At 67.5% G+C, this 25,135-nt stretch carries 24 protein-coding genes; 13 read left to right on the plus strand and 11 right to left on the minus strand.

What is annotated here, in order from left to right; translation table 11 throughout:
• Positions 1–122: 122 nt before the first annotated feature.
• From AC1REK_RS09210 to AC1REK_RS09230, 5 genes are all read left to right on the plus strand, one after another.
• Positions 123–2,717: a chemotaxis protein CheA gene (locus AC1REK_RS09210; protein WP_492268286.1), complete on the plus strand. Its 2,595-nt coding sequence runs from the start codon at positions 123–125 to the stop codon at positions 2,715–2,717.
• Positions 2,714–3,214, plus strand: coding sequence for a chemotaxis protein CheW (locus AC1REK_RS09215; protein ID WP_492268285.1), 501 nt, complete (start codon positions 2,714–2,716; stop codon positions 3,212–3,214). Before AC1REK_RS09210 ends, AC1REK_RS09215 begins: the two co-directional genes overlap by 4 nt.
• A gap of 25 nt (positions 3,215–3,239) precedes the next feature.
• The gene (locus tag AC1REK_RS09220) at positions 3,240–3,605 is read left to right on the plus strand and encodes a response regulator (protein ID WP_066470969.1); all 366 of its coding nucleotides are present in this window, start codon (positions 3,240–3,242) and stop codon (positions 3,603–3,605) included.
• A gap of 78 nt (positions 3,606–3,683) precedes the next feature.
• Positions 3,684–4,784, plus strand: coding sequence for a chemotaxis-specific protein-glutamate methyltransferase CheB (cheB, locus tag AC1REK_RS09225; protein WP_492268284.1), 1,101 nt, complete (start codon positions 3,684–3,686; stop codon positions 4,782–4,784).
• Positions 4,781–5,665: a CheR family methyltransferase gene (locus tag AC1REK_RS09230; protein ID WP_492268283.1), complete on the plus strand. Its 885-nt coding sequence runs from the start codon at positions 4,781–4,783 to the stop codon at positions 5,663–5,665. Before cheB ends, AC1REK_RS09230 begins: the two co-directional genes overlap by 4 nt.
• A gap of 168 nt (positions 5,666–5,833) precedes the next feature.
• Here AC1REK_RS09230 and ctrA read toward each other — a convergent pair whose 3' ends face one another.
• Positions 5,834–6,535 (minus strand): response regulator transcription factor CtrA, encoded by a 702-nt coding sequence (ctrA, locus tag AC1REK_RS09235; RefSeq protein WP_291633241.1) that lies wholly within the window; start codon positions 6,533–6,535, stop codon positions 5,834–5,836.
• A gap of 345 nt (positions 6,536–6,880) precedes the next feature.
• Here ctrA and fliI point away from each other — a divergent pair, with 345 nt between their 5' ends.
• Positions 6,881–8,221: a flagellar protein export ATPase FliI gene (gene fliI / locus AC1REK_RS09240; protein WP_492268282.1), complete on the plus strand. Its 1,341-nt coding sequence runs from the start codon at positions 6,881–6,883 to the stop codon at positions 8,219–8,221.
• Positions 8,222–8,233: 12 nt separating this feature from the next.
• Here the strand turns inward: fliI and AC1REK_RS09245 are convergent, their stop codons facing one another.
• Together AC1REK_RS09245 and AC1REK_RS09250 are read right to left on the minus strand one after the other, a co-directional pair.
• A complete protein-coding gene (locus AC1REK_RS09245) occupies positions 8,234–8,821 on the minus strand; it encodes a TlpA disulfide reductase family protein (protein ID WP_492268281.1) in 588 nt (195 codons plus the stop codon).
• Positions 8,822–8,969: 148 nt separating this feature from the next.
• Positions 8,970–10,172, minus strand: a complete 1,203-nt coding sequence (locus tag AC1REK_RS09250; RefSeq protein ID WP_492268280.1) for an MFS transporter — start codon at positions 10,170–10,172, stop codon at positions 8,970–8,972.
• A 235-nt stretch (positions 10,173–10,407) separates the two neighbouring features.
• On the opposite strand from AC1REK_RS09250, the gene fliJ reads away from it, so the two are divergent.
• Complete coding sequence (gene fliJ, locus AC1REK_RS09255) at positions 10,408–10,821, plus strand: flagellar export protein FliJ (RefSeq protein WP_066470947.1); 414 nt, start codon at positions 10,408–10,410, stop codon at positions 10,819–10,821.
• A gap of 13 nt (positions 10,822–10,834) precedes the next feature.
• On the opposite strand, the gene AC1REK_RS09260 is transcribed toward fliJ, so the two are convergent.
• The gene (locus AC1REK_RS09260) at positions 10,835–11,449 is read right to left on the minus strand and encodes a GNAT family N-acetyltransferase (protein ID WP_492268279.1); all 615 of its coding nucleotides are present in this window, start codon (positions 11,447–11,449) and stop codon (positions 10,835–10,837) included.
• A gap of 169 nt (positions 11,450–11,618) precedes the next feature.
• Between AC1REK_RS09260 and copM the strand changes: the two genes are divergently transcribed.
• Together copM and AC1REK_RS09270 are read left to right on the plus strand one after the other, a co-directional pair.
• Positions 11,619–11,993 (plus strand): CopM family metallochaperone, encoded by a 375-nt coding sequence (gene copM / locus AC1REK_RS09265; RefSeq protein WP_492268278.1) that lies wholly within the window; start codon positions 11,619–11,621, stop codon positions 11,991–11,993.
• A gap of 172 nt (positions 11,994–12,165) precedes the next feature.
• Positions 12,166–13,260: a lysylphosphatidylglycerol synthase transmembrane domain-containing protein gene (locus AC1REK_RS09270; RefSeq protein ID WP_492268277.1), complete on the plus strand. Its 1,095-nt coding sequence runs from the start codon at positions 12,166–12,168 to the stop codon at positions 13,258–13,260.
• A 147-nt stretch (positions 13,261–13,407) separates the two neighbouring features.
• On the opposite strand, the gene AC1REK_RS09275 is transcribed toward AC1REK_RS09270, so the two are convergent.
• Positions 13,408–14,295, minus strand: coding sequence for a DMT family transporter (locus AC1REK_RS09275; RefSeq protein WP_316016862.1), 888 nt, complete (start codon positions 14,293–14,295; stop codon positions 13,408–13,410).
• 118 nt (positions 14,296–14,413) lie between these two features.
• Here AC1REK_RS09275 and AC1REK_RS09280 point away from each other — a divergent pair, with 118 nt between their 5' ends.
• A complete protein-coding gene (locus AC1REK_RS09280) occupies positions 14,414–14,989 on the plus strand; it encodes a helix-turn-helix domain-containing protein (RefSeq protein ID WP_414645015.1) in 576 nt (191 codons plus the stop codon).
• Positions 14,990–15,089: 100 nt separating this feature from the next.
• Here AC1REK_RS09280 and flhA read toward each other — a convergent pair whose 3' ends face one another.
• On the minus strand, positions 15,090–17,213 hold the full coding sequence (flhA, locus tag AC1REK_RS09285) for a flagellar biosynthesis protein FlhA (protein WP_327524004.1): 2,124 nt from the start codon (positions 17,211–17,213) through the stop codon (positions 15,090–15,092).
• A gap of 225 nt (positions 17,214–17,438) precedes the next feature.
• On the opposite strand from flhA, the gene AC1REK_RS09290 reads away from it, so the two are divergent.
• The 3 genes from AC1REK_RS09290 (at position 17,439) to AC1REK_RS09300 (ending at position 19,820) form a co-directional block, all read left to right on the plus strand.
• Positions 17,439–17,780 carry a hypothetical protein gene (locus tag AC1REK_RS09290; RefSeq protein ID WP_327524003.1) on the plus strand — a complete coding sequence of 114 codons (342 nt, stop codon included), beginning with the start codon at positions 17,439–17,441 and terminating at the stop codon, positions 17,778–17,780.
• 78 nt (positions 17,781–17,858) lie between these two features.
• Complete coding sequence (locus tag AC1REK_RS09295) at positions 17,859–19,292, plus strand: MFS transporter (protein WP_492268276.1); 1,434 nt, start codon at positions 17,859–17,861, stop codon at positions 19,290–19,292.
• Between the two features lie 201 nt (positions 19,293–19,493).
• A complete protein-coding gene (locus tag AC1REK_RS09300; RefSeq protein WP_316016866.1) occupies positions 19,494–19,820 on the plus strand; it encodes a hypothetical protein in 327 nt (108 codons plus the stop codon).
• Between the two features lie 63 nt (positions 19,821–19,883).
• Here the strand turns inward: AC1REK_RS09300 and flbD are convergent, their stop codons facing one another.
• The 5 genes from flbD to fliF are packed head-to-tail and all read right to left on the minus strand — an operon-like array spanning position 19,884 to position 25,030.
• The gene (flbD, locus tag AC1REK_RS09305) at positions 19,884–21,248 is read right to left on the minus strand and encodes a sigma-54-dependent transcriptional regulator FlbD (RefSeq protein ID WP_327524001.1); all 1,365 of its coding nucleotides are present in this window, start codon (positions 21,246–21,248) and stop codon (positions 19,884–19,886) included.
• Between the two features lie 44 nt (positions 21,249–21,292).
• Positions 21,293–21,643, minus strand: a complete 351-nt coding sequence (gene fliN, locus AC1REK_RS09310; protein ID WP_316016868.1) for a flagellar motor switch protein FliN — start codon at positions 21,641–21,643, stop codon at positions 21,293–21,295.
• A 5-nt stretch (positions 21,644–21,648) separates the two neighbouring features.
• Complete coding sequence (locus AC1REK_RS09315; protein WP_492268275.1) at positions 21,649–22,251, minus strand: FliH/SctL family protein; 603 nt, start codon at positions 22,249–22,251, stop codon at positions 21,649–21,651.
• The gene (gene fliG, locus AC1REK_RS09320) at positions 22,251–23,333 is read right to left on the minus strand and encodes a flagellar motor switch protein FliG (RefSeq protein ID WP_327524000.1); all 1,083 of its coding nucleotides are present in this window, start codon (positions 23,331–23,333) and stop codon (positions 22,251–22,253) included. The genes AC1REK_RS09315 and fliG overlap by 1 nt, the downstream gene beginning before the upstream one ends.
• An 11-nt stretch (positions 23,334–23,344) precedes the next feature.
• A complete protein-coding gene (fliF, locus tag AC1REK_RS09325; RefSeq protein ID WP_492268274.1) occupies positions 23,345–25,030 on the minus strand; it encodes a flagellar basal-body MS-ring/collar protein FliF in 1,686 nt (561 codons plus the stop codon).
• Positions 25,031–25,135 lie beyond the last annotated feature (105 nt).

Raw genomic sequence — 25,135 nt, forward strand, 5'->3', positions numbered from 1 at the left:
CGCTCGAAAAACCAAAGGGCAAGCGCTCGGAAACACCGTTTTTCCGGGCGTTCTCAACCGATCATAAACCCTTCGCCCGCACAATCCCGGCGGCATCAGTGGCGTGAGTGAACGGTCCTCGCATGGACGAGTTGCTGCAAGAGTTCCTTAGCGAGACCGGCGAGCATCTCGACACGGTCGATCGCGAGCTCGTCAGATTCGAGCAGGAACCGAACAACACCGATATCCTGCGCAACATCTTCCGGCTGGTTCACACCGTCAAAGGCACCTGCGGCTTCATCGGCCTGCCGCGCCTGGAGGCGCTGACCCACGCCGCGGAATCGGTGATGGGCCAGCTCCGCGACGGCGCCTCGGTCTCCTCGACCGCCGTCACCGCGATCCTCGAGACGATCGACCAGATCAAGGAGATCATGGCCGAGCTGACCGAGAAGGGGCAGGAGCCGCCGGGCAATGACGAGCCTCTGATCGGCCAGTTGCGTGCCCTGGCCGCCAAGGCCAAGCAGGAACTGGCGAGCCGCGAGGGACCCGCTGACCTCGACCCGGTCGCGGCCTACCTCGCCAGATCGGCGGCCGAGAACAGGCCTGCCAGCGACACAAAGTCCGACGATATCGACCTGGTCTTCAGGGCGGCACCGAGCCCGCTTGACCAGCCGCGCGCGGCTGGCAGCGAAGAGGCGACGCGTCCCGTCGGGCCGGCCACGCTACGCGTCAATGTCGACACGCTCGAACACCTGATGACCATGGTTTCCGAGCTGGTGCTGACCCGCAACCAGCTTCTCGAGATCGCGCGTCAGCAGGAGGATGCCGGGCTGAAGGCGCCGCTGCAGCGCCTCTCCCTGATCACCGCCGAGCTGCAGGACGGCGTGATGAAGACCCGGATGCAGCCGATCGGCAACGCCTGGTCGAAACTGCCGCGCATCGTGCGCGACCTCTCCACGGATCTCGACAAGAAGATCGAGCTGGTGATGGAGGGCGAAGACACCGAACTCGACCGCCAGATCCTCGACCAGATCAAGGATCCACTGACCCATATGGTGCGCAACTGCGCCGACCACGCGATCGAGCCGCCGGCGGAGCGGCTGGCACTCGGCAAGCCGGAAGCCGGCACGATCCGCGTCTCGGCCTATCACGAGGGCGGCGCGGTCACCATCGCCATCGCCGATGACGGCCGCGGCATGGATGTCGCCCGCATCCGCAACAAGGCGCTGCAGAAAGGGCTGGCCAGCGAGGCCGAGCTCGAGAAGATGAGCGAGGCGCAGGTCCTGCGCTTCGTCTTCCACCCCGGTTTCTCCACCGCCGAGGACATAACCGCGATCTCCGGGCGCGGGGTCGGCATGGACGTCGTCAAGGTCAATGTCGACGCGATCGGCGGGGTCGTCGACATCGCCAGCATCGCCGGAGCCGGCACGGCGATCACCATCAAGATCCCGCTGACGCTGGCCATCGTCTCGGCGCTGATCGTCGCCTCGGGCGCGCAGCGCTTCGCCATTCCCCAGGTCGTCGTGCGCGAACTGGTGCGGGTCAAGGCGGGCAGCGAGCACCGCATCGAGAGCATCAACGATTCGCCGGTGCTGCGCCTGCGCGACCGGCTGCTGCCGATCATCGCGCTCGCCGGCGTCATGGACCGCGGCACGGCCTCGCTGGAGGACGGCTTCATCGTCGTGACGCAGGTCGGCGAGCGCCAGTTCGGCATCCTCGTCGACTCGGTGTTCCACACCGAAGAAATCGTCGTCAAACCGATGTCGACGAAGCTGCGGCACATTCCGCTCTTCTCCGGAAATACGATCCTGGGCGACGGCGCCGTCGTGCTGATCATCGACCCGAACGGCGTCGCGCGCCTGGTCGGGGCTCTGACCGCCGGCCAGGACGGCCCCCTCCCCGGCACGGCCGGTGACGTCGCCACCGCTGCCGAGCGGACCACCATGCTGGTCTTCCGGGCCGGAGCGAACCGGCTCAAGGCCGTACCGCTGGCACTGGTGACCCGGCTCGAGGAGGTCGATGCCGCAATCTTCGAAAGCGGCGGCGGGCGTTCCCTGCTCAACTACCGCGGCCGGCTGATGCCGATCGTGCCCGTCGAGGGCGTCGAGATCCGGGCCAGCGGCCTGCAGCCGCTGGTGATCTTCTCGGATGGCGACTTCACCATGGCGCTCGCGGTCGATGCCATCGTCGACATCGTCGAGGAGACGCTCGACATCGAGATGGTCGCCATGGCCGAACAAGGTGTGGTCGGTTCGGCGATCATCCGCGGCCGCGCGACCGAGATCCTCGATCTCGCCCATTATCTGCCGAAGGCGAACGCCAACTGGCTGCGCAGCCGCCGCGATGCGACCCTCGCCGACGCGCCGCATGTGCTGCTGATCGAGCCTTCCGACTTCCTGCGCGAGATGCTGCTGCCGGTGCTCAAGGCCTCGGGCATGCGGGTCAGCCAGAGCGCCGACATCGGGGTCGCGGCGGGCATCGCCGCCGGCCATGCCGATCTTGCAGCGGTCGTGCTCGATCTGGACCGCGATCCGGCTGCCGGCCTGGCGCTTGCGGCCCGCCTCCGCGCCGAGCCGAGGCATGCCGGCCTGCGGATCATCGGGCTGTCGACTTTGCCGACCCCCGAATTGCACCTCGCCGCGGCACAGGCCCGCTTCGACGAGGTCGTCACCAAATTCGACCGCCGCGCCTTGATCGCGGAGCTGGCCGAGTGCCGGGCACAGAGGCAAGCGGCATGAGCACGATAGTCTCCAGGGACGAGGCCGACGAATCCGGCTTCGAGGACTCGCTCGACTACGTCACCGTCTTCATCGACGAGCAGTTGCTCGGCCTACCGATCGGCCGCGTCCAGGACGTCTTCATCGCCACGCGCATCACGCCGGTGCCGCTGGCGCCACGCGAGATCGTCGGCCTGCTCAATCTGCGCGGTCGCATCGTCACCGCCATTAGCATGCGCGAGCGCATGGGCCAGCCTTCCGCCCCCACTTCGCCCGGCGACGGCGAGCGCGAGCTCGTCGCCGTAGGCATCGACCAAGGTGGCGAGGCCTTCGCACTCATCGTCGACAAGGTCGGCGAGGTGATGCGCCTCGAACGTTCGACCTTCGAGCCCGTCCCGATTCACCTCGACCGGAGCTGGGCCGGTGTCGCCAAGGGCGTGCACCGTCTCCAAGATCGCCTGTTGGTCGTTCTCGACGTCGATGCCATCCTCAGAATCGAATTGCCGGTCGCCGCCTGAGCAGCCGCCTCTCTGGAGAACCGAAATGAAGTACTGCCTCGTGGTCGATGACTCCGCCGTCATCCGCAAGGTCGCCCGCCGGATCCTCGAGGGCCTGCAGTTCCGTATCGCCGAGGCAGAGGACGGCGCGCGCGCGATCGACGCCTGCCGCGGCGAGATGCCCGACGCGGTGCTGCTCGACTGGAACATGCCGATCATGGACGGCTACGACTTCCTGAGGAATCTCCGGCAGATGCCCGGCGGCAAGCGCCCCAAGGTCGTGTTCTGCACCACCGAGAACGACATCGCCCATATCGCCCGCGCCATGCATGCCGGCGCCGACGAGTACATCATGAAGCCGTTCGACAAGGAGATCGTCGCGTCGAAGTTCCATCAGGTGGGGCTGCTCTGACGTGATGCCTCCGCGGCGCCCTCTCGGACACCGCGAGCCTCCTTCGAACAAGCGCCCTCGATGCTGACCGCGAGCCCGATGCCCCAGCCTAGCACACGGCTCAGTACCGTGATGATCGTCGACGACTCCGTCGTCGTGCGCGGGCTGTTTGCGCGCTGGCTTGGCGAAAGCGGCAAGTTCAACGTCGTCGCCGTCGCCGGCGATGGCGAGATGGCGATCGAGCATGCTGCCCGCTATCACCCGGACATCGTCGTGCTCGACATCGACATGCCTGGCCTCGACGGCGTCGCCGCCCTGCCCCGCCTCGTCAAGGAGAGCCCCGGCAGCGCCGTGTTGATGACGACGACGCTGACCGAGCGCAATGCCCGCCTCGCCTTGCAATGCATGACGATGGGCGCCGTCGATGTCCTGCCGAAACCGGAAAGCCGCAGCGGCCTGACCCTGTCGCTCGATTTTCGAAGCGAGTTCCTAGGCAAGCTTGCCAGCATCGAGCAATCCCGCGGGCGGACCGCTCCAGCCGACGCCGAGCCGCCCATGCCGCTCGCCCTACCCCCGGTCGGCGTGGTCGATCTCAAGCCGCTGGTCTCGGTCGTGCCCCGCTATCTGGTGATCGGCGCCTCCACCGGCGGTCCGCGTGCGGTCGCCCGCGTCTTGTCCGATCTCGGCGACGCCGTGCACCATCTGACGACGCTGGTCGTGCAGCACATGCCGCCGCTGTTCACCGCCTCCTTCGCCGATCAGATCGCAACCCAGATCGGGATTCCCGCACGAGAACCCTATGACGGCGAGCGGCTGGCGCGCGGCACCGTCTATATCGCGCCCGGCGGGCGCCATCTCGGCATCGAGCGCAAGCTCGGCCATATCGTCGCCAATGTCAGCGACGGGCCGCCGGTGCGCTTCTGCCGCCCGGCGGTGGACGTGCTGTTCAACGAGGCTGCTCGTCATCTCGGGCCCGCAGCCCTCGGCCTGGTGATGACCGGCATGGGCAGCGACGGCACGGAGGGCGCGGCCGCGCTGCGGCGCGCCGGCGCAGCCGTCATCGCCCAGGACGAGGCGTCGAGCACCATCTGGGGCATGCCGGGTTCCGTCGTCCGGGCCCGCCATGCCAGCGCCATCATCCCGCTCGCCAACATCGGCCCGGCCATTCGCGCCCTCGTCGGCGGAGGCCACGGCGCATGACGGAACAGGATTTCGATTTCCTGCGCATCCTGCTCCAGGTCCGCTCCGGCCTGCATCTCAGCGCCGAGAAGGGCTACCTCGTCGAGAGCCGCCTCGGCATGCTCTGCCGGCGCCGCGGCATCGAGAGCATCAGCGCGCTTGTCGCGACCTTGCGCCGAGAGCCCGGCCGCGAGCTGGAGAACGCCGTCGTCGAAGCGATGACGACCAACGAGACCCTGTTCTTCCGGGACAGGACGCCTTTCGACCTGTTCCGGGACGTCATCCTGCCCGAGAAGCTCGCCGCCAATGCCCAGAGCCGGCAGCTGCGCATCTGGTGCGCCGCCGTATCGAGCGGACAGGAGGCCTACTCGCTGGCGATGATCCTCGACGAGGCAGCGCCGCGCCTCGCCGGCTGGAAGATCGAAATCCTCGGCACCGACATTTCGACCGAGGTGCTCGAGAAGGCCCGCCAGGGCCTCTACAGCCAGTTCGAGGTCCAGCGCGGCCTGCCGATCCAGCTCCTGCTCAAATATTTCCGTCAGGAGGGCGACAAATGGCGCGTCGATGACCGTGTCCGCGCCATGGTCGAGCTCAAGCAGCACAACCTGCTGGAATCGAGCACCCATTTCGGCCAGTTCGACGTCATCTTCTGCCGCAACGTCCTGATCTATTTCGACGTGCCGACCAAGGCGCGGGTGATGGCGGCGCTTTCCCAGCGCCTGGCGCCGAACGGCGCCTTCATTCTCGGCGCAGCCGAGACGGTCATCGGCATCACCACGACGCTGGTGCCCGACCCTCTCCATCGCGGCCTTTACCGCGACGCCGCGAGCCGGGCGACGCAGCGCCCCGAGCCCGCGGGCCCGGCGGGTTCTCCGGCGCGCAGCTTCGTCCCGCTGAGCTGACGCGGCCCGCGCTGCGCGGACCTTCCGTCTCGATCCCACGAGCCTCTTGCGCAAGGCGCCAAACAAAAACCCCGCCTCTCGGCGGGGTCCCCGTTCACCTGTCGTGTACATCCGACGATCAGGCGACTTTCCTGTAGCGTGCCGGTGATGACACGCTGATGACGAACTTCAGGCCGGGATGCGTTCCTCGGCGTCGGACGGCTCGCGCAGCACATAGCCGCGGCCCCAGACCGTCTCGATGTAGTTCTTGCCGTCGGACGCGTTCGCCAGCTTCTTGCGCAGCTTGCAGATGAACACGTCGATGATCTTGAGCTCGGGCTCGTCCATCCCGCCATAGAGATGGTTGAGGAACATCTCCTTGGTGAGCGTGGTGCCCTTGCGGAGCGAGAGCAGCTCCAGCATCTGGTATTCCTTGCCCGTCAGGTGGACGCGCTGGGCATCGACCTCGACCGTCTTGGTGTCGAGATTGACGACAAGGTCGCCGGTCGTGATCACCGACTGGGCATGGCCCTTCGAGCGGCGGACGATGGCGTGAATGCGCGCGACCAGCTCGTCCTTGTGGAACGGCTTGGTCAGGTAGTCGTCGGCGCCGAAGCCGAGGCCCTTAACCTTGTCCTCGATGCCGGCGAGGCCGGAGAGGATCAGGATCGGGGTCTTGACCTTGGCGACGCGCAAGGACCGCAGGACCTCGTAGCCGGACATGTCGGGCAGATTGAGGTCGAGCAGGATGATATCGTAATCGTAGAGCTTGCCGAGATCGACGCCCTCTTCGCCCAGGTCCGTCGTGTAGACGTTGAAGCTCTCTGACTTCAGCATCAGCTCGATGCTTTGGGCGGTTGCGCTATCGTCTTCGATCAGCAGAACCCGCATGTCACGTCCCCAATTTCGCCCCGAGGCCAGCGATCCGAATTGACTCCGCCCCGAACCCCCACGGCCCTGGACGGCGAAAGCTTGCCTGATGAAACGCCACGCGACACGCTACGGGGAAATGGTTAACAAACCCTGATTCCCGGGCGCAAGCGCTTCTTCGGAGAAAGCTAACGATCCTTGTCGAGGTGAGTCGAATTTGACACGGATCGATCTGGCTTCAGCCGCGAAAGCGCCCTTCGCGGAAGCTCGCCCCGAGGATTTGCCCGAAAACGGCACCTCCCAGCGGCATAGCTTCGAAACGCAGTGTTAATCACAGAGGTAAATGAAAGGTTGACGGCAGGCATCATGAGCGGTGCGCAACGCGATCCCGAACGGCTTTCCCACCTCGCTGCCATCATCGGTGGCATCGAGGGCACGACCGTCTATGGCCGGGTCACCGCCGTCCGCGGCCTGATGGTCGAGGTTTCCGGGCCGATCTCGGCGATGAGCCTCGGCGGGCGCGTCGGCATCGAAATCGCCGCCGGCACCCGGATTCCCTGCGAAGTCATCGGCTTTTCGGGCGACAAGGCCCTGGTCATGCCCTTTGGCGGGCTCGACGGCGTCCGACGCGGCTGCCCCGCCTATGTCGAGCGTACGGTGCCGGGCCTGCGCCCGACCTCGGCCTGGCTCGGCCGCGTCGTCGACGCGCTCGGCCGGCCTGTGGATGGCGGCCCGGCCCTCCCGCTCGGCGAGAGGACAATCCCGTTCCGCAACGACCCGCCGCCGGCCCATGCGAGGCGCCGCGTCGGCCCGCCGCTCGATCTCGGCGTGCGGGCGCTCAACACCTTCCTGACCTGCTGCCTCGGCCAGCGCATGGGCATCTTCGCCGGCTCCGGCGTCGGCAAATCGGTGCTGCTCTCGATGCTCGCCCGCTATGCCCGCGCCGACGTCAACATCATCGGCCTGGTCGGCGAGCGCGGCCGCGAGGTACAGGAATTCCTGCAGGACGACCTCGGGCCGGACGGACTCGCCCGCTCGGTCGTCGTCGTCGCGACCTCGGACGAACCGGCGCTGATGCGCAAGCAGGCGGCGCTGACGACGCTGGCGCTGGCCGAGTTCTTCCGCGATCAGGGCCTGCAGGTGATGTGCCTGATGGACTCGGTCACCCGCTTCGCCATGGCGATGCGTGAAATCGGCCTCGCCGCCGGCGAGCCGCCCACCACCAAGGGCTATACGCCCACCGTCTTCGCCGAATTGCCCCGCCTGCTCGAACGCGCCGGGCCGGGCACCGGCGACGGCGCCATCACTGGCCTGTTCACCGTGCTCGTCGATGGCGGCGACCATGACGAGCCGGTCGCCGACGCGGTGCGCGGCATTCTCGACGGCCACATCGTGATGGAACGCGGCATTGCCGAACGCGGCCGCTATCCGGCGGTGAACGTGCTGAAATCGGTCTCGCGCACCATGCCGCGCTCCTGCGACCCCGCCTATTATCCGGTCGTGCATAAGGCTCGTGCCACGCTCGCGACCTATGCCGACATGGAGGAGCTGATTCGCCTCGGCGCCTATCGCCAGGGCGCCTCCGCCGAGGTCGACGAGGCGATCCGCCTCAACCCCGAGCTCGAGGCCTTCCTGAAACAGGCCAAGGACGAGGCGACGGGGCTGGGCGACGGCTATGCCAGGCTCGCCCGCATCATGGGGATGTGAGCACCGGTCTTCTCAAGCTCTGGCGAAATAGCCGAGCAGTGCCTGGGCCTGCGGCGAGGACCAGTCCGCCTCCCCGAGAATATAGCCTCGCACTCCGCCGCGCGGATCGACCGCATAGGTGATCGGCTGGCCTTCGGAAAGCGAGAACGGCGATTCGCTGCCATCATCGCGCCGGGCCGAGAGCCGCGTGCCGCCATGGTCGAGGAAGACCGGAAGCTGCTTGACGCCGAGCCGGGCGAGATAGGACCTCACATGCGCCGGCTCGCGCTCGTCGGTGGCGATCGTCAGGAGATCGACCCCGCCCTGCCGCAACTGCGCCAGCTGGCGTTCGAAGCGCGGCAGCTCGATCCGGCAGACCGGGCACCAGGTCGCCCAGAGATAGACCAAGGTGACCTTCCCGTTTGTCGGCTTCGCCAGAGCCGGCTTGCCGTCCAGCCGCGCCAGCGCCAGCGGCGCCATGGTGACGACCGGGTCGAGCTCCCGGAATTGATAGCGCGAGGTGCGGAAGACCGGCGGGCGCTCGCCGGCCTCAGCCGAGACGGCGAGCCCGGCGAACAAGGTCGGAAGGACCAAGCGGCGGGAGAAGAGTGGAAGCGGCATCGGGCTCGGGAGTTTCTCAATAGATCCACGCGCCTCGTCGGGGCGGTGGCGCGATCATCCGGCAACCGCGGACACTGCGGCACAGAACCGTTGCCGCCCTAACACGGCACGCTCAAGGCACCAGCCGCGACATTTGCGCCCGCCGGACTCAAGTCCTGAGGCGACGCACCAGCGCGACCATCGCCAGCAGCGCCGCGAACTGGATCATGGCCGAGATGTAGAGCGTTCCGGACGGGCCGATCCGCTCGATCATCAACGCGAATAGCAGTGGCGCGGCCGCAAAGGTCAGGTTCTGCGGAACCGCAAGCCGCCCCAACATGCTGCCAAATCCGTGGCGGCCGAACAGCGCCAGCGGCAAGGTCGCGCGGGCGACTGCGATCACCCCCATCGCGGCGTTGAACAACAGGATGAAGGCGACCGCGACCGGAGCAGCCCCCGGCGCGAGCGCCATCAGCAGGCAGGACAGCGGTCCGAGCGCGAGCCCCCCGAGCGCGACGCGCTCGACCGGGAACCGATGGCCCGCCACCGCATCGATGGCCCGGGCGACCAGGGTCGCCGGGCCGCTGAGCGTCGCGATCGCCACCGCAGTCGCATTGCTGAGCCCGGCGTTCTGCATCAGGCCTATCACGTGCAGCGGCAACCCCCAGGAGACAAGGCCGCTGGCGGAGAAGCTCAGTGCCATCAGCCAGAAGGTCGCGCGCCGTGCCGATGGCGGCACCCGGCCTTCATCGGCAGTCTCCTGCCCGGCATCGACAGCTTCGCCCGTAGGCTTCATCCGGTAGCGCGGAATCGCGAGGTGGATCGGCAGGACGATGAAGAGCTGGATCGCCGCGAAAATCAGGAGGCAGACGCGCCAGCCATAAGCGGCGGTCAGCGCCGCGGTCAGCGGCCAGAACACGCTGGAGGCGAGCCCGGTCACCAGCATCATCAGGCCGATGACCTTGCGCGTGCGCTCGCCCATCAATTGCGCCACCGTGACGTTGCCGGTGTTGGCGAGTTGCATCGCGTGGCCGATGCCGATGACGAACCAGGTCGCCAGATAGCTTATCGGCCCCTGCACCTGCGAGAGCAAAGCGAGCCCGATCGCGGCGATCACCGCACCGACGCACATCGCCTGCCGCGTGCCACGCTGGTCGAGATGACGCCCGAGCGACGGCGAGAGCGCGGCGCCGGTGACCAGCAGGATGGTCACCCCGCTGAAGACCACCGCCGGGCCGAGGCCAAGATCGCGGTCGAGATAGGCCGCAAGGACCGAGGGCGAATAGTAGATCGAACCCCAGCCGATGATCCGGGTGAGGGCGAGGCCGGCAAGCAGCGGCCCATATTGGGGAAGACGGAAAGGGCCGGGCAAGACGATGGTCCCGCAGCACTTTTGCTGCTGATTCTTAATAACGCCGAGACTAGGCGAGGCCGCGTCCGGTCGGCAGGCTCCATGGCGCAGATGCAACATGCGTCAAATGCGGCCATTGCCGGTAAGGAACGGTCAACCTCCTTGCGCCATTGTCCTTTTCGTCTCGCGTAAGTCGTTCGGGCGCCGTGCCGAGGGGTTGGCACGCCGCCATGCGTAATCAGGAGTAAGAGCCGACATGAAGTCGCGAGAGACCCTTTTGCGTCTCAAACGGTTCCAGGTGGACGAGAAGCGCCGCCGCGTGAGCCAGATCGAGATGATGATCGCCGAGTTTCACCGGATGGCGGGCGATCTGGATCGCGAGATCCAGAACGAGGAAAGCCGCGCCGGGATCTCCGATCCCGCCCATTTCGCCTACCCGACCTATGCCAAGGCGGCGCTCGGTCGCCGGGATAATCTGCGCCAGTCGGCCGACAACCTGCAGGGCCAGCTCGAAGAGGCCAAGGGTGAATTGCAGGAGGCCTTCGAGGAGATGAAGAAGGTCGAAATCCTCGAGGACCGCGAGCGCGCCACCGAGCGTGCCGCCGACGCCGCCCGCGATCAGGCGATGATGGACTCGATCGGCCTGCGCTCCTCGCGCCCCGGCATGTAAGCCCACAGCCGCATCATTCGATCACCGGATGATGCGGCACGGAGGCTCGCGGCATATGGCCCGCGAGCCTTGGATCGTCGACCACCTCGACGCTGCGCTTGAACGCCCTGAATCCGGAGCGCTGGTAGAATTCCGGCGCTCCCTGATGATCGAGCGTGCAGGTGTGTACCCAGAAGCGTGAGATCGGCCGGGCCCAGGCCAGTTCCAGCGCCCGGTTCATCAGCCAGCGCCCCGCGCCCTTGCCGAGCACGCTTTCCTCCAGGCCGAAGAAGGCGAGCTCGCCCTCGCCCGCCTCACGGAAGTCCAGCTCCAGCAATCCGACATCGCGCCCCTCGAGGCGCACGACGAAGCACAGCACCGCCGCGTCGCCGAGGATCGCCTCGCTATGGGCCGCCGGCTTGACCAGGCGGCTGAACCACATCCAACGCTCGCCCAACACCCTGTACATGGCGAGATAACGCGCCGTGTCGGGCGCGCCGATCGGCTCCAGCGCCAGCCCCTCGGTGCCCGGTGGGTCCTGTCGCACTGGCGGCGCCGCGGTCATTTCGAGCGAGGTGACGATGGCGGCGACCTTGCCCGGCGGCAGGTCGGTGACGCCGTTGAGGCTGATGGAAAAGGTCTCGGGCATGGGGCTCCGCCGGGGCGACGCCCGGGCTCGATTCGTTTCGCCGCGATCATGACATGATCCCGGCCCAACTGGACCAGGCCGGCTGTTCGTCCGGCAGCCCGCCCACAGGCGATGCCGGGCCTGGCCCGGTGCGCCCTGACGGCGGCCTAGTGCTTCGAAAGGATATCGTATGACCATCGACCGCAGGCTTTTCGCCGGTCTCGCCCTGTCCGGCGCCCTCGCCTCCGCCGGCTCCGCCCTCGCCCAGAGCCATCAGGGCCACGGCAGCCATGGCGCCAGCGCCGCGGACAGCGCCTCGACCGCCGCCTACAAGGCGGTCAACGACAAGATGCACAAGGACATGATGGTTGCCTTCACCGGCGACGCCGATGCCGATTTCGTCCGCGGCATGATCCCGCACCACCAGGGCGCGATCGACATGGCCAAGGTCGTGCTCGCCCATGGCAAGGACCCGGAGCTGCGCAAGCTCGCGAATGCGATCATCACCGAGCAGGAGAAGGAGATCGCCTTCATGCGGGACTGGCTCAAGAAGAACGGCCACTGACCGACCTTACGGCAAGTGGCTCGGCTGAAACGAAATACCGTCGCGCCGCTTGCCCTCGCTGCCGGCCGCTGGCAGAGAGAACGAACGCGACCCGCGCGGATTTCGCATGCGCCGGCTGCAGATTGCGCATAGCCTCGATACCTCCCTCGCCGTCCGGCCGCCTGCGGGTTTCATGAAGAAGTATCTCGACTATCTCTGGCCGCTGATCGGCCTCGTCGCTGTCATCTGGTCCGTCGAGCTGCTCTGGGACAAGCTCAAGACCGAGGCTCTGACCAACGAGGCGATGAGCGCGCGCCTCGAACATGCCGGACTCTGGGACAGCATCGCCATCGTCGCCGGCGGCATCGGCCAGAAGATTGCGCTGATCCCGCCCGCCGCCTTCTTCCATGCCGGCCTTGCGACATTGGTCGCCTATGCCGCGCTCGCCTGGTACGACCGCATCGCGCTGCTCCATCTCGGCAAGGAGAAGGGCATTTCCTGGCCCTATATCTCGCTCTGCTCCTTCGTCACCTATGCGCTGTCGCACAATATCGGCGCCTCGGTGTTCTCCGGCGGCATGGTGCGCTACCGCGCCTATCACGCGAAGGGGCTGACCGCGGCAGAGATCGCGGTGCTCGTCGCCCTGTGCTCCTTCACCTTCGCCTTCGGCACGATCCTGCTGCTCGGCCTCGTCCTGGTCGGCGAGCCGCAGATCCTGCGCCCGCTCCATCGCCTCTCGCAATGGTTCGGGATCGGCGACACGCAGGCGAGGCTGATCGGCTTCGGCCTCCTCGCCTTCTGCGTTCTCTACACGATCGGCTCCTGGCTGCGCTTCAAGCCGCTCAGGATCGGCAAGTTCGAGCTGGTCTATCCCCGCCTGCCGATCGTCGCACGACAGTATCTCGCCGCGCCGCTGGAACTGATGGGGGCAGCCGGCATCATCTATTTCGCCCTGCCGGATCAGGGCAATCCCGGCTTCTTCATCGTGCTCGGCGCCTTCCTGATCTCGTTCTCGGCCGGGCTTCTCAGCCAGGTTCCCGGCGGCGTCGGCGTGATGGAGGCGGTCTTCCTTGCCGTCATGCCGGGCGTGCCCGCCCCCGCCGTCTTCGCCGCGCTGCTGATCTGGCGCCTGTTCTATCTCATCCTGCCGCTGGTGCTCTCGCTGCCGATCGTGCTCGCCTTCGAGCGCGCGCAGCTGCGCAAGGCGATGGCGCATGAGACGCAGGTGAAGGCGCAGGAACAGGCGGCTGCCAAGGCCGCAGCCCTGCACATCGACAAGCCGGATTAAGGCTTGAGCGCACGCTCGCTTACGAACGGAACCATGCCGTCTTTCCGGGACTGGCCGAAGGCCTGAGCCTCGAATCCAGCACCGGTGCCCTCGCAAAGAAGTCGCCCGGCGGCCACACCACCGCGGCAACCGGAAAGCGGAGGGCCCTCAGCGCTTCAGCGCGATCGCCGCTGCGCCGAACATCAAAAGGCTCCCGAGCGCCTCGCTCCAGCCGAACGGCTCGGACAGCACGAGCACACCAGCGGCCACCGCGACCGCCGGGCTGATGAAAGCATAGAGCCCGGCCCGGAAAGCGCCCCAGTCGCGCACCAGCCGCATGTAAACGGTGAAGCCGATCAGCGAGCCACCGAGCACGAGGAAGGCGAGCGAAGGCAGCGTCGGCCACGCGACGAGCGCCTGGAAATGCGCGGCCGTCACGGTCTCGAAGCTGGCCGAGACGAGGCTGAGGCCGATCCCGCCGATCAGCGTCTGGCAGCCTGCAAGGGCCAGTGTCGGCATGCGGCTGGCGATGGGACGCGCCAGGACGGCACCGAAGCAGTAGAGCAGGGTTCCGAGCGCGATCGCGGCGAGGCCCCAGATTTCCAGCGGATTGCCGCTCGCCGCGTCCAGACCGCCGAGCGCCCGCGTCGCGAACAGGAAGCACAGCCCGAGCGTGCCGAGGCCGATGGCGGCCAGCTTGCGCGCGCCGATCGCCTGGCCTTCGATCGTCCGGCTGGCGATGATGGTGAAGATCGGGATCGTCGCGAAGTTGACGATCGCGGCGAGCCCGCTCGGCGCCTGCGCGGCCCCCCAGAACAGCAGCGAATAGTTTCCGGTGTTGAGCAGCAGCGCCGTGGCGACGAGGCGCGGCCATGCATCCGCCGGCACCTTCCTGAGGTCGCGCCCCGCCCAGGCGAGCATCAGCACACCCGCAATGGTGAAGCGCGCCGCCGCGAGGAAGACCGGCGGCACATGCTGAGCCCCGACCTTGATCGGCAGCCAGGTCAGGCCCCAGACGAGGCACATCAAGGCGAAGAGAGCGGCATTGCGGGACATGGGCTGCGCTTAGCGAGAGAGACGAGCAAGGGCCAATGCCGGCCGGGCATGCAGCCATGGCGCGGATGCAGGGCGCCCGCCTCGCCATCTGGCCAAGGCCCCCACCGCAGTCTATTATATGAGAAAGAAGGGTATGATGATGGACGATCTCGCGTCAAGACTGGCAGAGAGGCTGCGTGGCGAGCGCGAGGCGCGGGGCTGGAGCCTGAACGATCTCGCCGAGCGCTCCGGCGTCTCGCGCGCCATGATCAGCCGGATCGAGCGCGGCGAGGCCAGCCCGACGGCGGTTCTGCTCGGCCGGCTCTCCGGCGCCTTCGGCCTGACCCTGTCCAATCTGCTCGCCCGCATCGAGAGCGCCGGCGAGCGCCTTCGGCGCGCCGCCGACCAGCCCTCCTGGCGCGACCCGGAGACCGGCTTCGTCCGCCGCGCCATCTCGCCGGCCGGCAACGGCGATCTCGAACTGGTCGCGGGCGAGCTTCCTGCCGGCGCCGCCATCGCCTACCCCGCCAGCTCCTATGCCTTCATCCGCCAGCAGATCTGGATGCAGTCTGGCGTGCTCGACTTCGACGAGGGCGGCATCGTCACGCGCCTCGAGCCAGGCGACTGCATGGAGCTCGGCCCGCCGAGCGACTGCCGCTTCAGCAATCCCGGCCCCGGGCCGGCGCGCTATCTCGTGGTAGTGTCGCGGCGCTGACTCCCTGGGAACACGCTCCTTCAGTTCTCACCCTGAGGAGCCGCGAAGCGGCGTCTCGAAGGATGGGAGCTTGGAAGTTGCGCGAAGCTGGCCGTGCAGGTCAGACGCTCCCGACCGTCCTGAGCTTGGCCCGCGGATGGATCTCGCCCTGCGAGAGCACCGGCGTCTCGCGCCGGAAGCGCTCGATGATCTGGCGCACGAAGGGCCGCGCCATTCCTGAAGTTACGAGCGCCGGCATCTCGCCCATCCGCGCCGCGTCCTCGAACTTGTCGCGCACGGCATGGACGAATTCCTGCAGGCGCGAGGGCTGCATGGCGAGATGGCGGTCCTCGCCCTGGCCGACAATCGACTCGGCGAAGACGCTCTCCCAGGCCGGCGACAGGGTGATGATCGGCAGTTGCCCGTGCTGGTTGGAGAACTGGGCGCAGATCTGGCGGGCGAGCCGGACGCGGACATGCTCGGCGATGTCGCGCGGGTTCTTGATGCCGCCCGCGACCTCGGCGATGCCCTCGACGATGGTCGCGAGGTCGCGGATCGAGATGCGCTCGGCGAGCAGGAGCTGCAGCACGCGCTGGATGCCGGTGGTCGAGATCTGGTTCGGCACGATCTCCTTGACGAGATCGGCATGGTCCTTCGGCAGCTCGCGCAGCAGCTTCTGGACCTCGCCATGCGAGAGCAGCTCCGGCATGTGCGACTTGAGAACCTCGGTGAGGTGGGTCGATATCACGGTCGCGGCGTCGACCACCGTGAAGCCGCGCAGCTGCGCCTCGTCCTGCAGCGCCGCGTCGATCCAGGTCGCCGGCAAGCCGAAGGTCGGCTCCAGCACATTGTGGCCGGGCAGGTTCACGCTGCCGCCCATCGGGTCCATCGCCATGTACTGGCCGGCGTAGACGACGCCGTGGCCGGCATCGATCTCCTTGATCTTGATGTAGTAGTTGTTCGCCTCGAGCTGGACGTTGTCGACGATGCGCACCGCCGGCATGACGAAGCCGAGCTCGGCCGCGAGCTGGCGCCGCAGCGCCCGGACCTGGTCGGTCAGACGGTCTGCCCCGCCCGGCGCGTTGACCAGCGGCAAGAGCCCGTAGCCGATCTCGATCTTGAGCTCGTCGAGCTTGAGCAGGTCGTTCAGCGTCTCTTCCTTCGGCGTGCCGTCGGCGGCCAGCGGCGAAGCGTCCTGCGCCGCCTGCGCGGTCTCCACCGCCCGCTCCTTGGCGATCTGACCGAAATGCCGGGCGAGCCAGGCCGAGCCGCCCGCCAGCACCAGGAAGGGCAGCATCGGGATGCCGGGCAGGATCGCGATCAGCGCCATCACCGCTGACGACATGCCGAGCGCCTTGGGATAGCCCGAGAGCTGCTTGCCGAGCGCCTTGTCGGCAGCGCCGCGCACGCCCGATTTCGAGACGAGCAGGCCAGCCGCAGTCGAGACGATCAGCGCCGGGATCTGGCTGACGAGGCCATCGCCGACGGTGAGAAGGGTGTAGTTGTGGGCCGCCGCGCCGAAGCTCATGCCCTGCTGCGCGACGCCGATGATGATGCCGCCGATCACGTTGATGAAGGTGATCAGGAGGCCGGCGATCGCGTCGCCGCGCACGAATTTCGAGGCACCGTCCATCGAGCCGAAGAAGGAGGCTTCGTCCTCCAGCGCCTTGCGGCGGGCCTTGGCGACATCCTGGTCGATCAGACCGGCCGAAAGATCGGCGTCGATCGCCATCTGCTTGCCCGGCAGGGCGTCGAGGGCGAAGCGCGCCGCAACCTCGGCGATGCGGCCGGAACCCTTGGTGATGACGACGAAATTCACGATGATCAGGATGGTGAAGACGATCACCCCGATCACGAAATTGCCGCTCATCACGAAATTGGCGAAGGCCTCGATGACATGGCCGGCGGCGGAGCTGCCCTCATGGCCATGCGACAGGATCAGGCGCGTCGAGGCGAGGTTGAGCGCCAGCCGGAACATGGTGACGATCAGCAACACCGTCGGGAAGGCGGAGAACTCCAGCGGCTCCTCGATGAACAGCGCCGTCATCAGCACGAGCACCGAGAGGATGATCGACAGCGCCAGGAGGAGATCCAGAAGGACCGCCGGCATCGGGAAGATCAGCACCACGAGGATGCCCATCACGCCGATCGCGAGGAACAGGTCCGGACGGTTCAGCAGGCTGCCCATCTGGCCGCGCGTCGGCATGGTCATGCCACCGCCAGCGCCCGCCGTCACATCGCTCATCGCCCAGCCCGCTCCATGCGTGGCCCGTCACGAAGCGCGATCCACACCCGGCAATTCTTGCCGGGTGTATGGTGAACGAGTGGTTAAGAAGGGCGAAAAAATCCCGTTTGGAACCTTTCCCTGAACAGACCGTTATCGAATGGCCGCTTTGCGGCCGCATTCGGCCAGCCAACTCGGCGCGGGTCGACAAGATTGGCTTTCGGGCCTGGATTATTGGAGGAAATCTTGGATAGACGCTCGTTTGTATTGAGCCTGTTCGGTGGCCTCGCCACAGCCGCGATCGGTGGTGCGGGCCTGGCTCAGGCGGCAATGCCGGCGCCAGCCAGCCCGGTTCCCAGTCCCGAGGATCTCGCACCCGAATTGAAGGCTGGTCTCGACAAGGCCGACGCCGACTTCACCCAGACCGTGGTCCGCCGCACCACCGTGGTGCGCCGTCCGGTCGGCTATCGCCGTCCCGTCGTCGTCCGGCGTACCACCGTCGTCCGCCGCCCGCCGGGCTATTATCGGCGCCCTGTCGTGGTCCGGCGCACCACCGTCGTCCGACCGCGCCGCGTCTACGTGCGCTGACGCCGAACGGGCCGGCGCGAAGGCGCCGGCCCTTTCCCTCCTCGCGGCCTCCGGCCGCCCTGTGATGGAACGGGAGCCGTGAACGAAACGCGCGACCTGCCCCGCGAAATCGTCACCGACATCCCCGCCAGGCTGGACCGGCTGCCCTGGTCACGCTTCCACACGCTCGTCGTCGTCGCCCTTGGCGTCACATGGATCCTCGACGGCCTCGAGGTCACGCTCGCAGCCTCCGTGTCCGGCGCGCTGAAGGAAAGCCCGGTCCTCAAGTTCAGCAACACCGAGGTCGGCCTCGCCGGCGCGGCCTATCTCGCCGGCGCGGTGATCGGAGCCGTGCTCTTCGGCTGGCTGACCGACCGGCTCGGCCGCAAGCGCCTCTTCACCATCACCCTGCTGCTCTATCTCGCCGCCACGGCCGCGACCGCCTTCTCCTGGCACCTCTGGAGCTTCCTCCTTTTCCGCTTCCTGACCGGCATGGGCATCGGTGGCGAGTACACGGCGATCAACTCGACAATCCAGGAGCTGGTGCCCGCCCGTGTCCGTGGCTGGACCGACCTCGTCATCAACGGCTCCTTCTGGGTCGGTGCCGCGATGGGCGGAATCGGCGCGATCGTGCTGCTCGACCCCAGGGTGATCGACCCCGAGCTCGGCTGGCGGCTCGCCTTCTTCATCGGCGCCGCGCTCGGCCTGATCATCCTCTTCCTGCGCCGCTGGATTCCCGAAAGCCCGCGCTGGCTGATGAGCCATGGCCGCCTCGCCGAGGCCGAAGCCATCGTGGCGCGGATCGAGGCTTTTGCCCCTGCCCCGCCGCCGCAGGCGCCGCTCCCGACCCTCACCCTGCGGCCCCGGCGCTTCACGCCAATGAAGGAGGTCGGCCACACGCTGTTCGTGACCCACCGGCCGCGCACCCTGGTGGCGCTCGCGCTGATGTCCTCGCAGGCCTTCTTCTACAACGCCATCTTCTTCAGCTACGCGCTGATCCTCACCGATTTCTACAACGTGCCGTCCAACGCGATCGGCTGGTTCATCCTGCCCTTCGCCGCCGGCAACTTCCTAGGCCCGCTGCTGCTCGGCCGGCTCTTCGACAGCCTCGGCCGTCGGACGATGATCGCTGCGACCTATGTGCTGTCGGGCCTGCTGCTGGCCGGCACCGGCCTGCTCTTCGAGCGCGACCTGCTCACGGCCGCCCAGCTCACCGCCTGCTGGAGCGTCGTCTTCTTCTTCGCATCCGCGGCGGCGAGCTCGGCCTATCTGACGGTGAGCGAGACCTATCCGCTCGAGATCAGGGCGCTCGCGATCGCCGTCTTCTACGCGCTCGGCACCGGCCTTGGCGGCGTCGCCGGCCCGTGGGTTTTCGGCGCCCTGATTGACACCGGCTCGCGCACCAGCGTGCTCGGCGGCTATCTGTTCGGTGCCGTGCTGATGATCGGCGCCGGCCTGATCGCCTGGAAATTCGCGGTCAGGGCCGAGCGCCGCTCGCTGGAGGACATCAGCCGGCCGCTGGGGGCGCAATGACTCCCGCAGGCCGCAATAATCGGGATGCCGACGAGGCCGGGCGATTTGGCCTCAGACCATCCCAAAGCGCTAACGGCCGGCCCCCCGCGCCGTCAGCCCCGTTGCCGATCGGCGCGTCCAGGGACGTGACGGCTGGTCAGGGGGAACCTAAAGTGGCTTCGCGGGTACGCGGCGCTCGGATCGAACCTGATGGAGGAATGCATGGATAGACGTTCATTCGTGATGGCGCTGTTCGGCGGTCTGGCCGCTGCCAGCGTCGGCGGTATCGCCGCTGCCGAAGCGGCCCAGCCGAAGCTCGTTCCAACGCCGGCGCCCGAGCCCAAGGCAACTGAAGGCGGCGAAGCGCTCGACGCCGAGACCAGCGCCGCGCTCGACAAGACCGACGCCGAGTTCAGCCAGTACTACTATTATCGGCGCCCCTATTACCGGCGCCCCTATTATCGCCCGCGCTATTATCGGCGTCCCTATTATCGCCCGCGCTACTATTATCGCCCGCGGCCCTATTACCGCCGTCGTTACTACTACTGAGTGGTTTTCCACGGGCCGGAGCATCGCTCCGGCCCGCTTCATTTTCTGCGGCCGTCGCTGCGCTCAGAGCGACTGCGTCCGCGCCTGCCCCGGCTCGGCCACCGGAATGCCGGCGGAGACATACTCGCCGAGCTTGTTGCGCAAGGTCCGGATCGAGATGCCGAGGATCTTCGCCGCATGGGTGCGGTTGCCGAGGCAATGGTCGAGCGTGTCGAGGATCAGGTCGCGCTCGACATCGGCGACGGTGCGCCCGACGAGGCCGCGCGTCATCGCCTCTGCCGTCTGGGCCGCCCGTGAGGCGACATCGCGGCCGGTGGCCGGGCCGAGCGTCTCGCCCTCCGGGGTCAGCATCGCCTCCGTGCCGATCTCGACGCCCTGCGCCAGCAGCACGGCGCGGTGGACGGTGTTCTCGAGCTCGCGGACATTGCCGCGCCAGCCATTGGCAAGCAGCAGCTTGCGCGCCTCGGCTGCGATCGGTCGCTGCGGCAGCCCATTCAGCTCGGCGTATTTCCGGGCGAAATGGTCGGCCAGCGCCAGGATGTCGCCCGGGCGCTCGCGCAGCGCCGGCAGGCGCAGATGCACGACGTTGAGCCGGTAGAACAGGTCCTCGCGGAACGAGCCCTCGCGCACGGCGTCGCCGAGATTGCGGTTCGAAGTCGCGATGATGCGCAGGTCGACCTTGACCGGCTGCGTGCCGCCGACCCGGTCGATCATCCGCTCCTGCAGGGCGCGCAGCAGCTTGGCCTGCAGCCGCACATCCATTTCCGAGATTTCGTCGAGCAGCAGCGTGCCGCCGCTGGCCTCCTCGAACTTGCCGATACGCCGGGCGACCGCCCCGGTGAAGGCGCCCTTCTCATGGCCGAACAGTTCGGATTCGAGCAGGTTGTCGGGGATCGCCGCGCAGTTCACCGCGACGAAGGGCTTGTCCTTGCGCAGCGACTTCTGGTGCAGGTGCTGAGCGATCATCTCCTTGCCGGTGCCGCTTTCGCCGGTGACCAGCACCGGAGCGTCGGAACGGGCTATCTGGTTGGCGAGCTGGACGACACGCTCCATCGCCGGGTCGCGCCAGATCAGGCTTGCCTTGTCGGAGGCGACGGCGGCGAGCACCGCCGCGATCAGCTCCGGATCCGGCGGCAGCGGCACATATTCGCGCGCGCCGGCCTGGATCGCCGCCACTGCGGCCCGGGCATCGGTCGAGGTGCCGCAGGCGACGAGCGGGGTGCGGATGCGCTCGGCCTCGAGCGCCGCGATCAGCTTGGCGATCGGCTGCTCGACATCGACCATCAGCAGGTCGCCGCCCTTGGCCCGCAGCACGGCGAGCGCCTGCTCGGCGCTTTCGGCATGGGTCACGGCGGCGCCATGCGAGACGGCGATCTTGGCCGCGGTGATGAGCTGGCCCTTGAGGCTGCCGACGATGATGAGGCGCATGGGTCAGGACTTCCTTGCGTGATCTGCTTTGGCCGTCCGGTTCGTCACCGGTCAGCCTTGATGATTTCCGTCATGGTGACGCCGAGGCGTTCCTCGACCACCACCACCTCGCCGCGTGCCACCAGGCGCTCGTTGACGAAGATGTCGATGGCCTCGCCGACGCGCCGGTCGAGTTCGAGCACGGCGCCGGGCGTGATCCGCAGGAGATCGCCGACCGCGATGCGCGAGGAGCCGAGCACCGCCGAGACCGTCACCGGCACGTCGAAGACCTGCTCCAGATCTTCGGCCGTCTTCACCGGCACCGGTCCGGACCGGGCGACCGAGGCATCGTTGTTGTGGTCGAAGGAAAGATCGGCCGGGTTGAGCGGAGGCAGGTTGAGGTCGTTGTCGGCCATGTCTGTCACCTCGTTCCCTGGCCGGACGATCCGGCCGGGCCAAATACGCTTCTGATCGCCGCCTCGATGGCGCCGTCGCGCTGCGCGCTGTCGATGGCGAGACCGCCATCGGCCCATTCGATGCGCCCGTCGCCCGGTGCGATATCGGGCTCGCCGAGCACGACGACGCGGCCGGCAAAGCCGGTCTCGCGCGCCAGCCCCGCAAGCTTGCCTTCGACGGTCTCGACCAGGCTTTCATGCACATGGACCACCAGATGCGGTGCCTGCCTTGCATGGCCGAAGCACTCGCGGGCGGCAGCAAGGAGCTGGACCAACGGCTTGTCCGCCAGCGCCGCCCCGGCGAGGCCGCGTGCGGCGGCCACGGCGAGATGCGCCGCCTGCTCCTCGATCGCGGCCAGCCGGGCATCCTGCTGCGCCAGCAATTGCTGGCAGGACCTGGCGAGTTGCGACAGCAGCGTTGCGGTCTGCTGGTCGGCCTCGCGACGCGCCTGGTCGACGCCGCTGTGGAAACCCTCGGCCCGGGCCGCATCCAGCGCCCCCTCGTCGACCGCCTTGCGGCTGTTGCCGCTGAAGTCGGTGTCGAACATGAATTTCTTGGCGGGGGCCATCAGTAAACCAGCTCGTCCTCGGCATTGCCCTTGGAGATGACGATCTCACCCTTCTCGGAGAGATCCTTGGTCAGCGTCACCATCTTCATCTGCGCCTCGTCGACCTCCTTGAGGCGCAGCGGGCCGAGCCCCTGCATGTCGTCGAGCAGGTTCTTGGCGGCGCGCTGCGACATGGCGCCGAGGAAGAAGTTGCGCATCTCCTCGCCGGCACCCTTGAGGGCCCGTGCCAGCGTGTCCTTGTCGACCTGGCGCATCAGCGTCTGCAGCCCGGCGGAATCGAGTTTGCCGAGGTCCTCGAAGGTGAACATCAGCGCCCGGATGCGCTCGGCAGATTCCTGGTTGGTGGCATCGAGCGCCGCGAGGAAGCGCGTCTCGGTCTGGCGGTCGAAGCCGTTGAAGATCTCGGCCATCATCTCGTGCGGGTCGCGCCGGCGCGTCTGCGTCAGGGTCGAGACGAACTCGGTGCGCAGCGTGTTCTCGATATGGTCGAGCGCTTCCTTCTGCACCGACTCCATCCGCAGCATGCGGCTGACCACCTCGATCGAGAGCTCGCCCGGCAGGTTGCGCAGCACATTGGCGGAATGCTCGGGGCGGATACGCGACAGGATCACCGCGATGGTCTGCGGGTATTCGTTCTTCAGGAAGTTGGCGAGCACGACGGCGTCGATATTGCCGAGCTTCTGCCACATGTTGCGGCCGGCCGGACCACGGATCTCCTCCATGATCAGGGCGACCTGATCGGTCGGCAGTATCTTTTCGAGTAGTGAAATCGTGCGGTCGAAGGAGCCGGTGATCGCGCCGGCGCTGGAGAGCTTGCCGACGAATTCGAGCATCAGCCGCTCGACCTGGTCGGAATCGACCGTGCCGAGCTCGGCCATCGCCCGGGTGATGATCCGGATTTCCTCGTCGTCGAACTCCTGCCAGATCACCCGGCCATGGTCTTCGCCGAGCACCAGCAGGATGACGGCCGCCCGCTGCGGGCCGGTCATGGCCTCCAGGGAGACCACCGGCAGCTGCCCCGAAAAGCTCTCGGCGAGATCGCTCTCGCCGGCGCTTCGGGTAGCTATGGAGCGCGTGGCCATGGCTCAGCCCCTCACGCCGGTGCTTTTTCGTGGATCCAGCCACGCAGCACGGCGACCGAATCGGCCGGGTTCTGCGCGACCATGGCGCCGATCTTCTCGACCGACTGGGCCTTGAGCTGGCCCTTGACCTGCGCGATCGCTAGCATCCGCTCGGATGGTGCGGCGACATCGCCATCGCCGCCGTCGCCAACGGAGCCACCGGCGACTGCGGGCAGGTTCGCCGGATCACCGGTGCCCTGCTCGGCCGTGGTGACGATCACGCCATTGCGCATGAAGGTCGGGATCGCCCGGAAGTCGCGCTCGGGCGCCAGAACCTGCTTCAGAAGCGGACGCACCACCACCATCAGCACGATCAGGATCAGCAGCGAGATCACGCCGATCTCGGCGAAGCGGACCATGTCCTCCTTGGTGAAGGAGAGCAGCTGCTGCATCAGGCTCTGCTCGACGAGATCGGCCTGCGCCTGCGGCCCTTCGGCGAAGCGCAGGTTGACGACCTCGACCTGGTCGCCGCGCTGCCGGTCGAAGCCGATGGCGGTGCGCACCAGCTGGCCGATCCGCTCAAGCTCCTCCTGGGTCCGCGGCTGGTAGCTCGCCTCGGCGCCCTGCCCGCGGGCATAGGTGCCGTCGACCAGCACCGCGACCGAAAGCTTGCGGACGCGACCGCCCTCGAGCACCTCGGTGCGCGTGGTGCGCGAGATCTCGTAGTTGACCACCTCTTCGTTCTTGTTGGTGGCGTCCTTCTGCACGCCCTGCTGGGCCTGGTTCGGCTGCTGCGCACCCGGCAGCTCGTTGCCGACGGTGACGCCCTCGCGCGACTCGTTGGTGGTCGAGGTCTCGTTGCGGTTCTGGCTCGAACGGATGACCTTGCTCTCGGGATCGAAGGTCTCGGAGCGGCTTTCGATACGGTTGCTGTCGAGCGAGGCCGAGACCTGGACGCGCGCCCGGCCGGGACCGACGATGCTGGCGACGATATCCTCGACCTGCGACTTGATCCGCCGCTCGATCGCGCCCTGGCGCTCGTCGAGGCCGACGCCGGCGAGCCCCTGCTCGCCCTGGGCGCCGTCGGCGAGAAGCCGGCCGCGCTCGTCGACGATCGAGACCCGCTCCGGCTTCAGCCCGTCCACCGCCGAGGCGACGAGATGGCGAACTGCCCGGACCTGGGCCGCGTCGAGGTCGCCGGCGAGCTTGAGCGCGATCGAGGCGCGCGGCGGCTCGCGGTCGCGCTCGAACAGGCGCCGCTCTGGAATGACGAGATGGACGCGCGCGGCCTGGACCCGGCCGATCGAGCGGATGGTGCGCGAGAGCTCGCCCTCGAGCGCCCGCAAATGGTTGATGTTCTGGACGAAGCTGGTCGAGGAGAAGGCATCGCCCTTGTCGAAGATCTCGTAGCCGACGCCGCCGCCGGACGGGATGCCCTTGCCGGCGAGATCGAGCCGCAGGCGCGGCACGTCGGCGCGCGGCGCGAGAATGGTCTGCCCGTCGCCGCGCAGCTCGTATTTGACGCCGCGCGCGTCGAGATCCTTCAGGATCGCGCTGACGTCCTGGCTCGACAGGTCAGCGAACAGCACGCCCATCGCCGGCTGCGACATGCGCAGCATGACGAAGGCGAAGAAGCCGATCAGCGCCAGCGTCACCGCCAGCATCGCCGCCAGCCGCGCCGCGCCAAATCTCCGGAACTGATCGACCAAACCGTTCACGCCGCCATCCGATGCCCGTCGCCGACGCGGACCAACCCGCGCAGCTATCGCTAGGCAAGTTTTTCCCAGTGCATGGTTAGCACCGGGTTAACGCCGTGATGATCG

The sequence above is a fragment of the Allobosea sp. GW823-FHT02B03 genome (assembly GCF_058797755.1).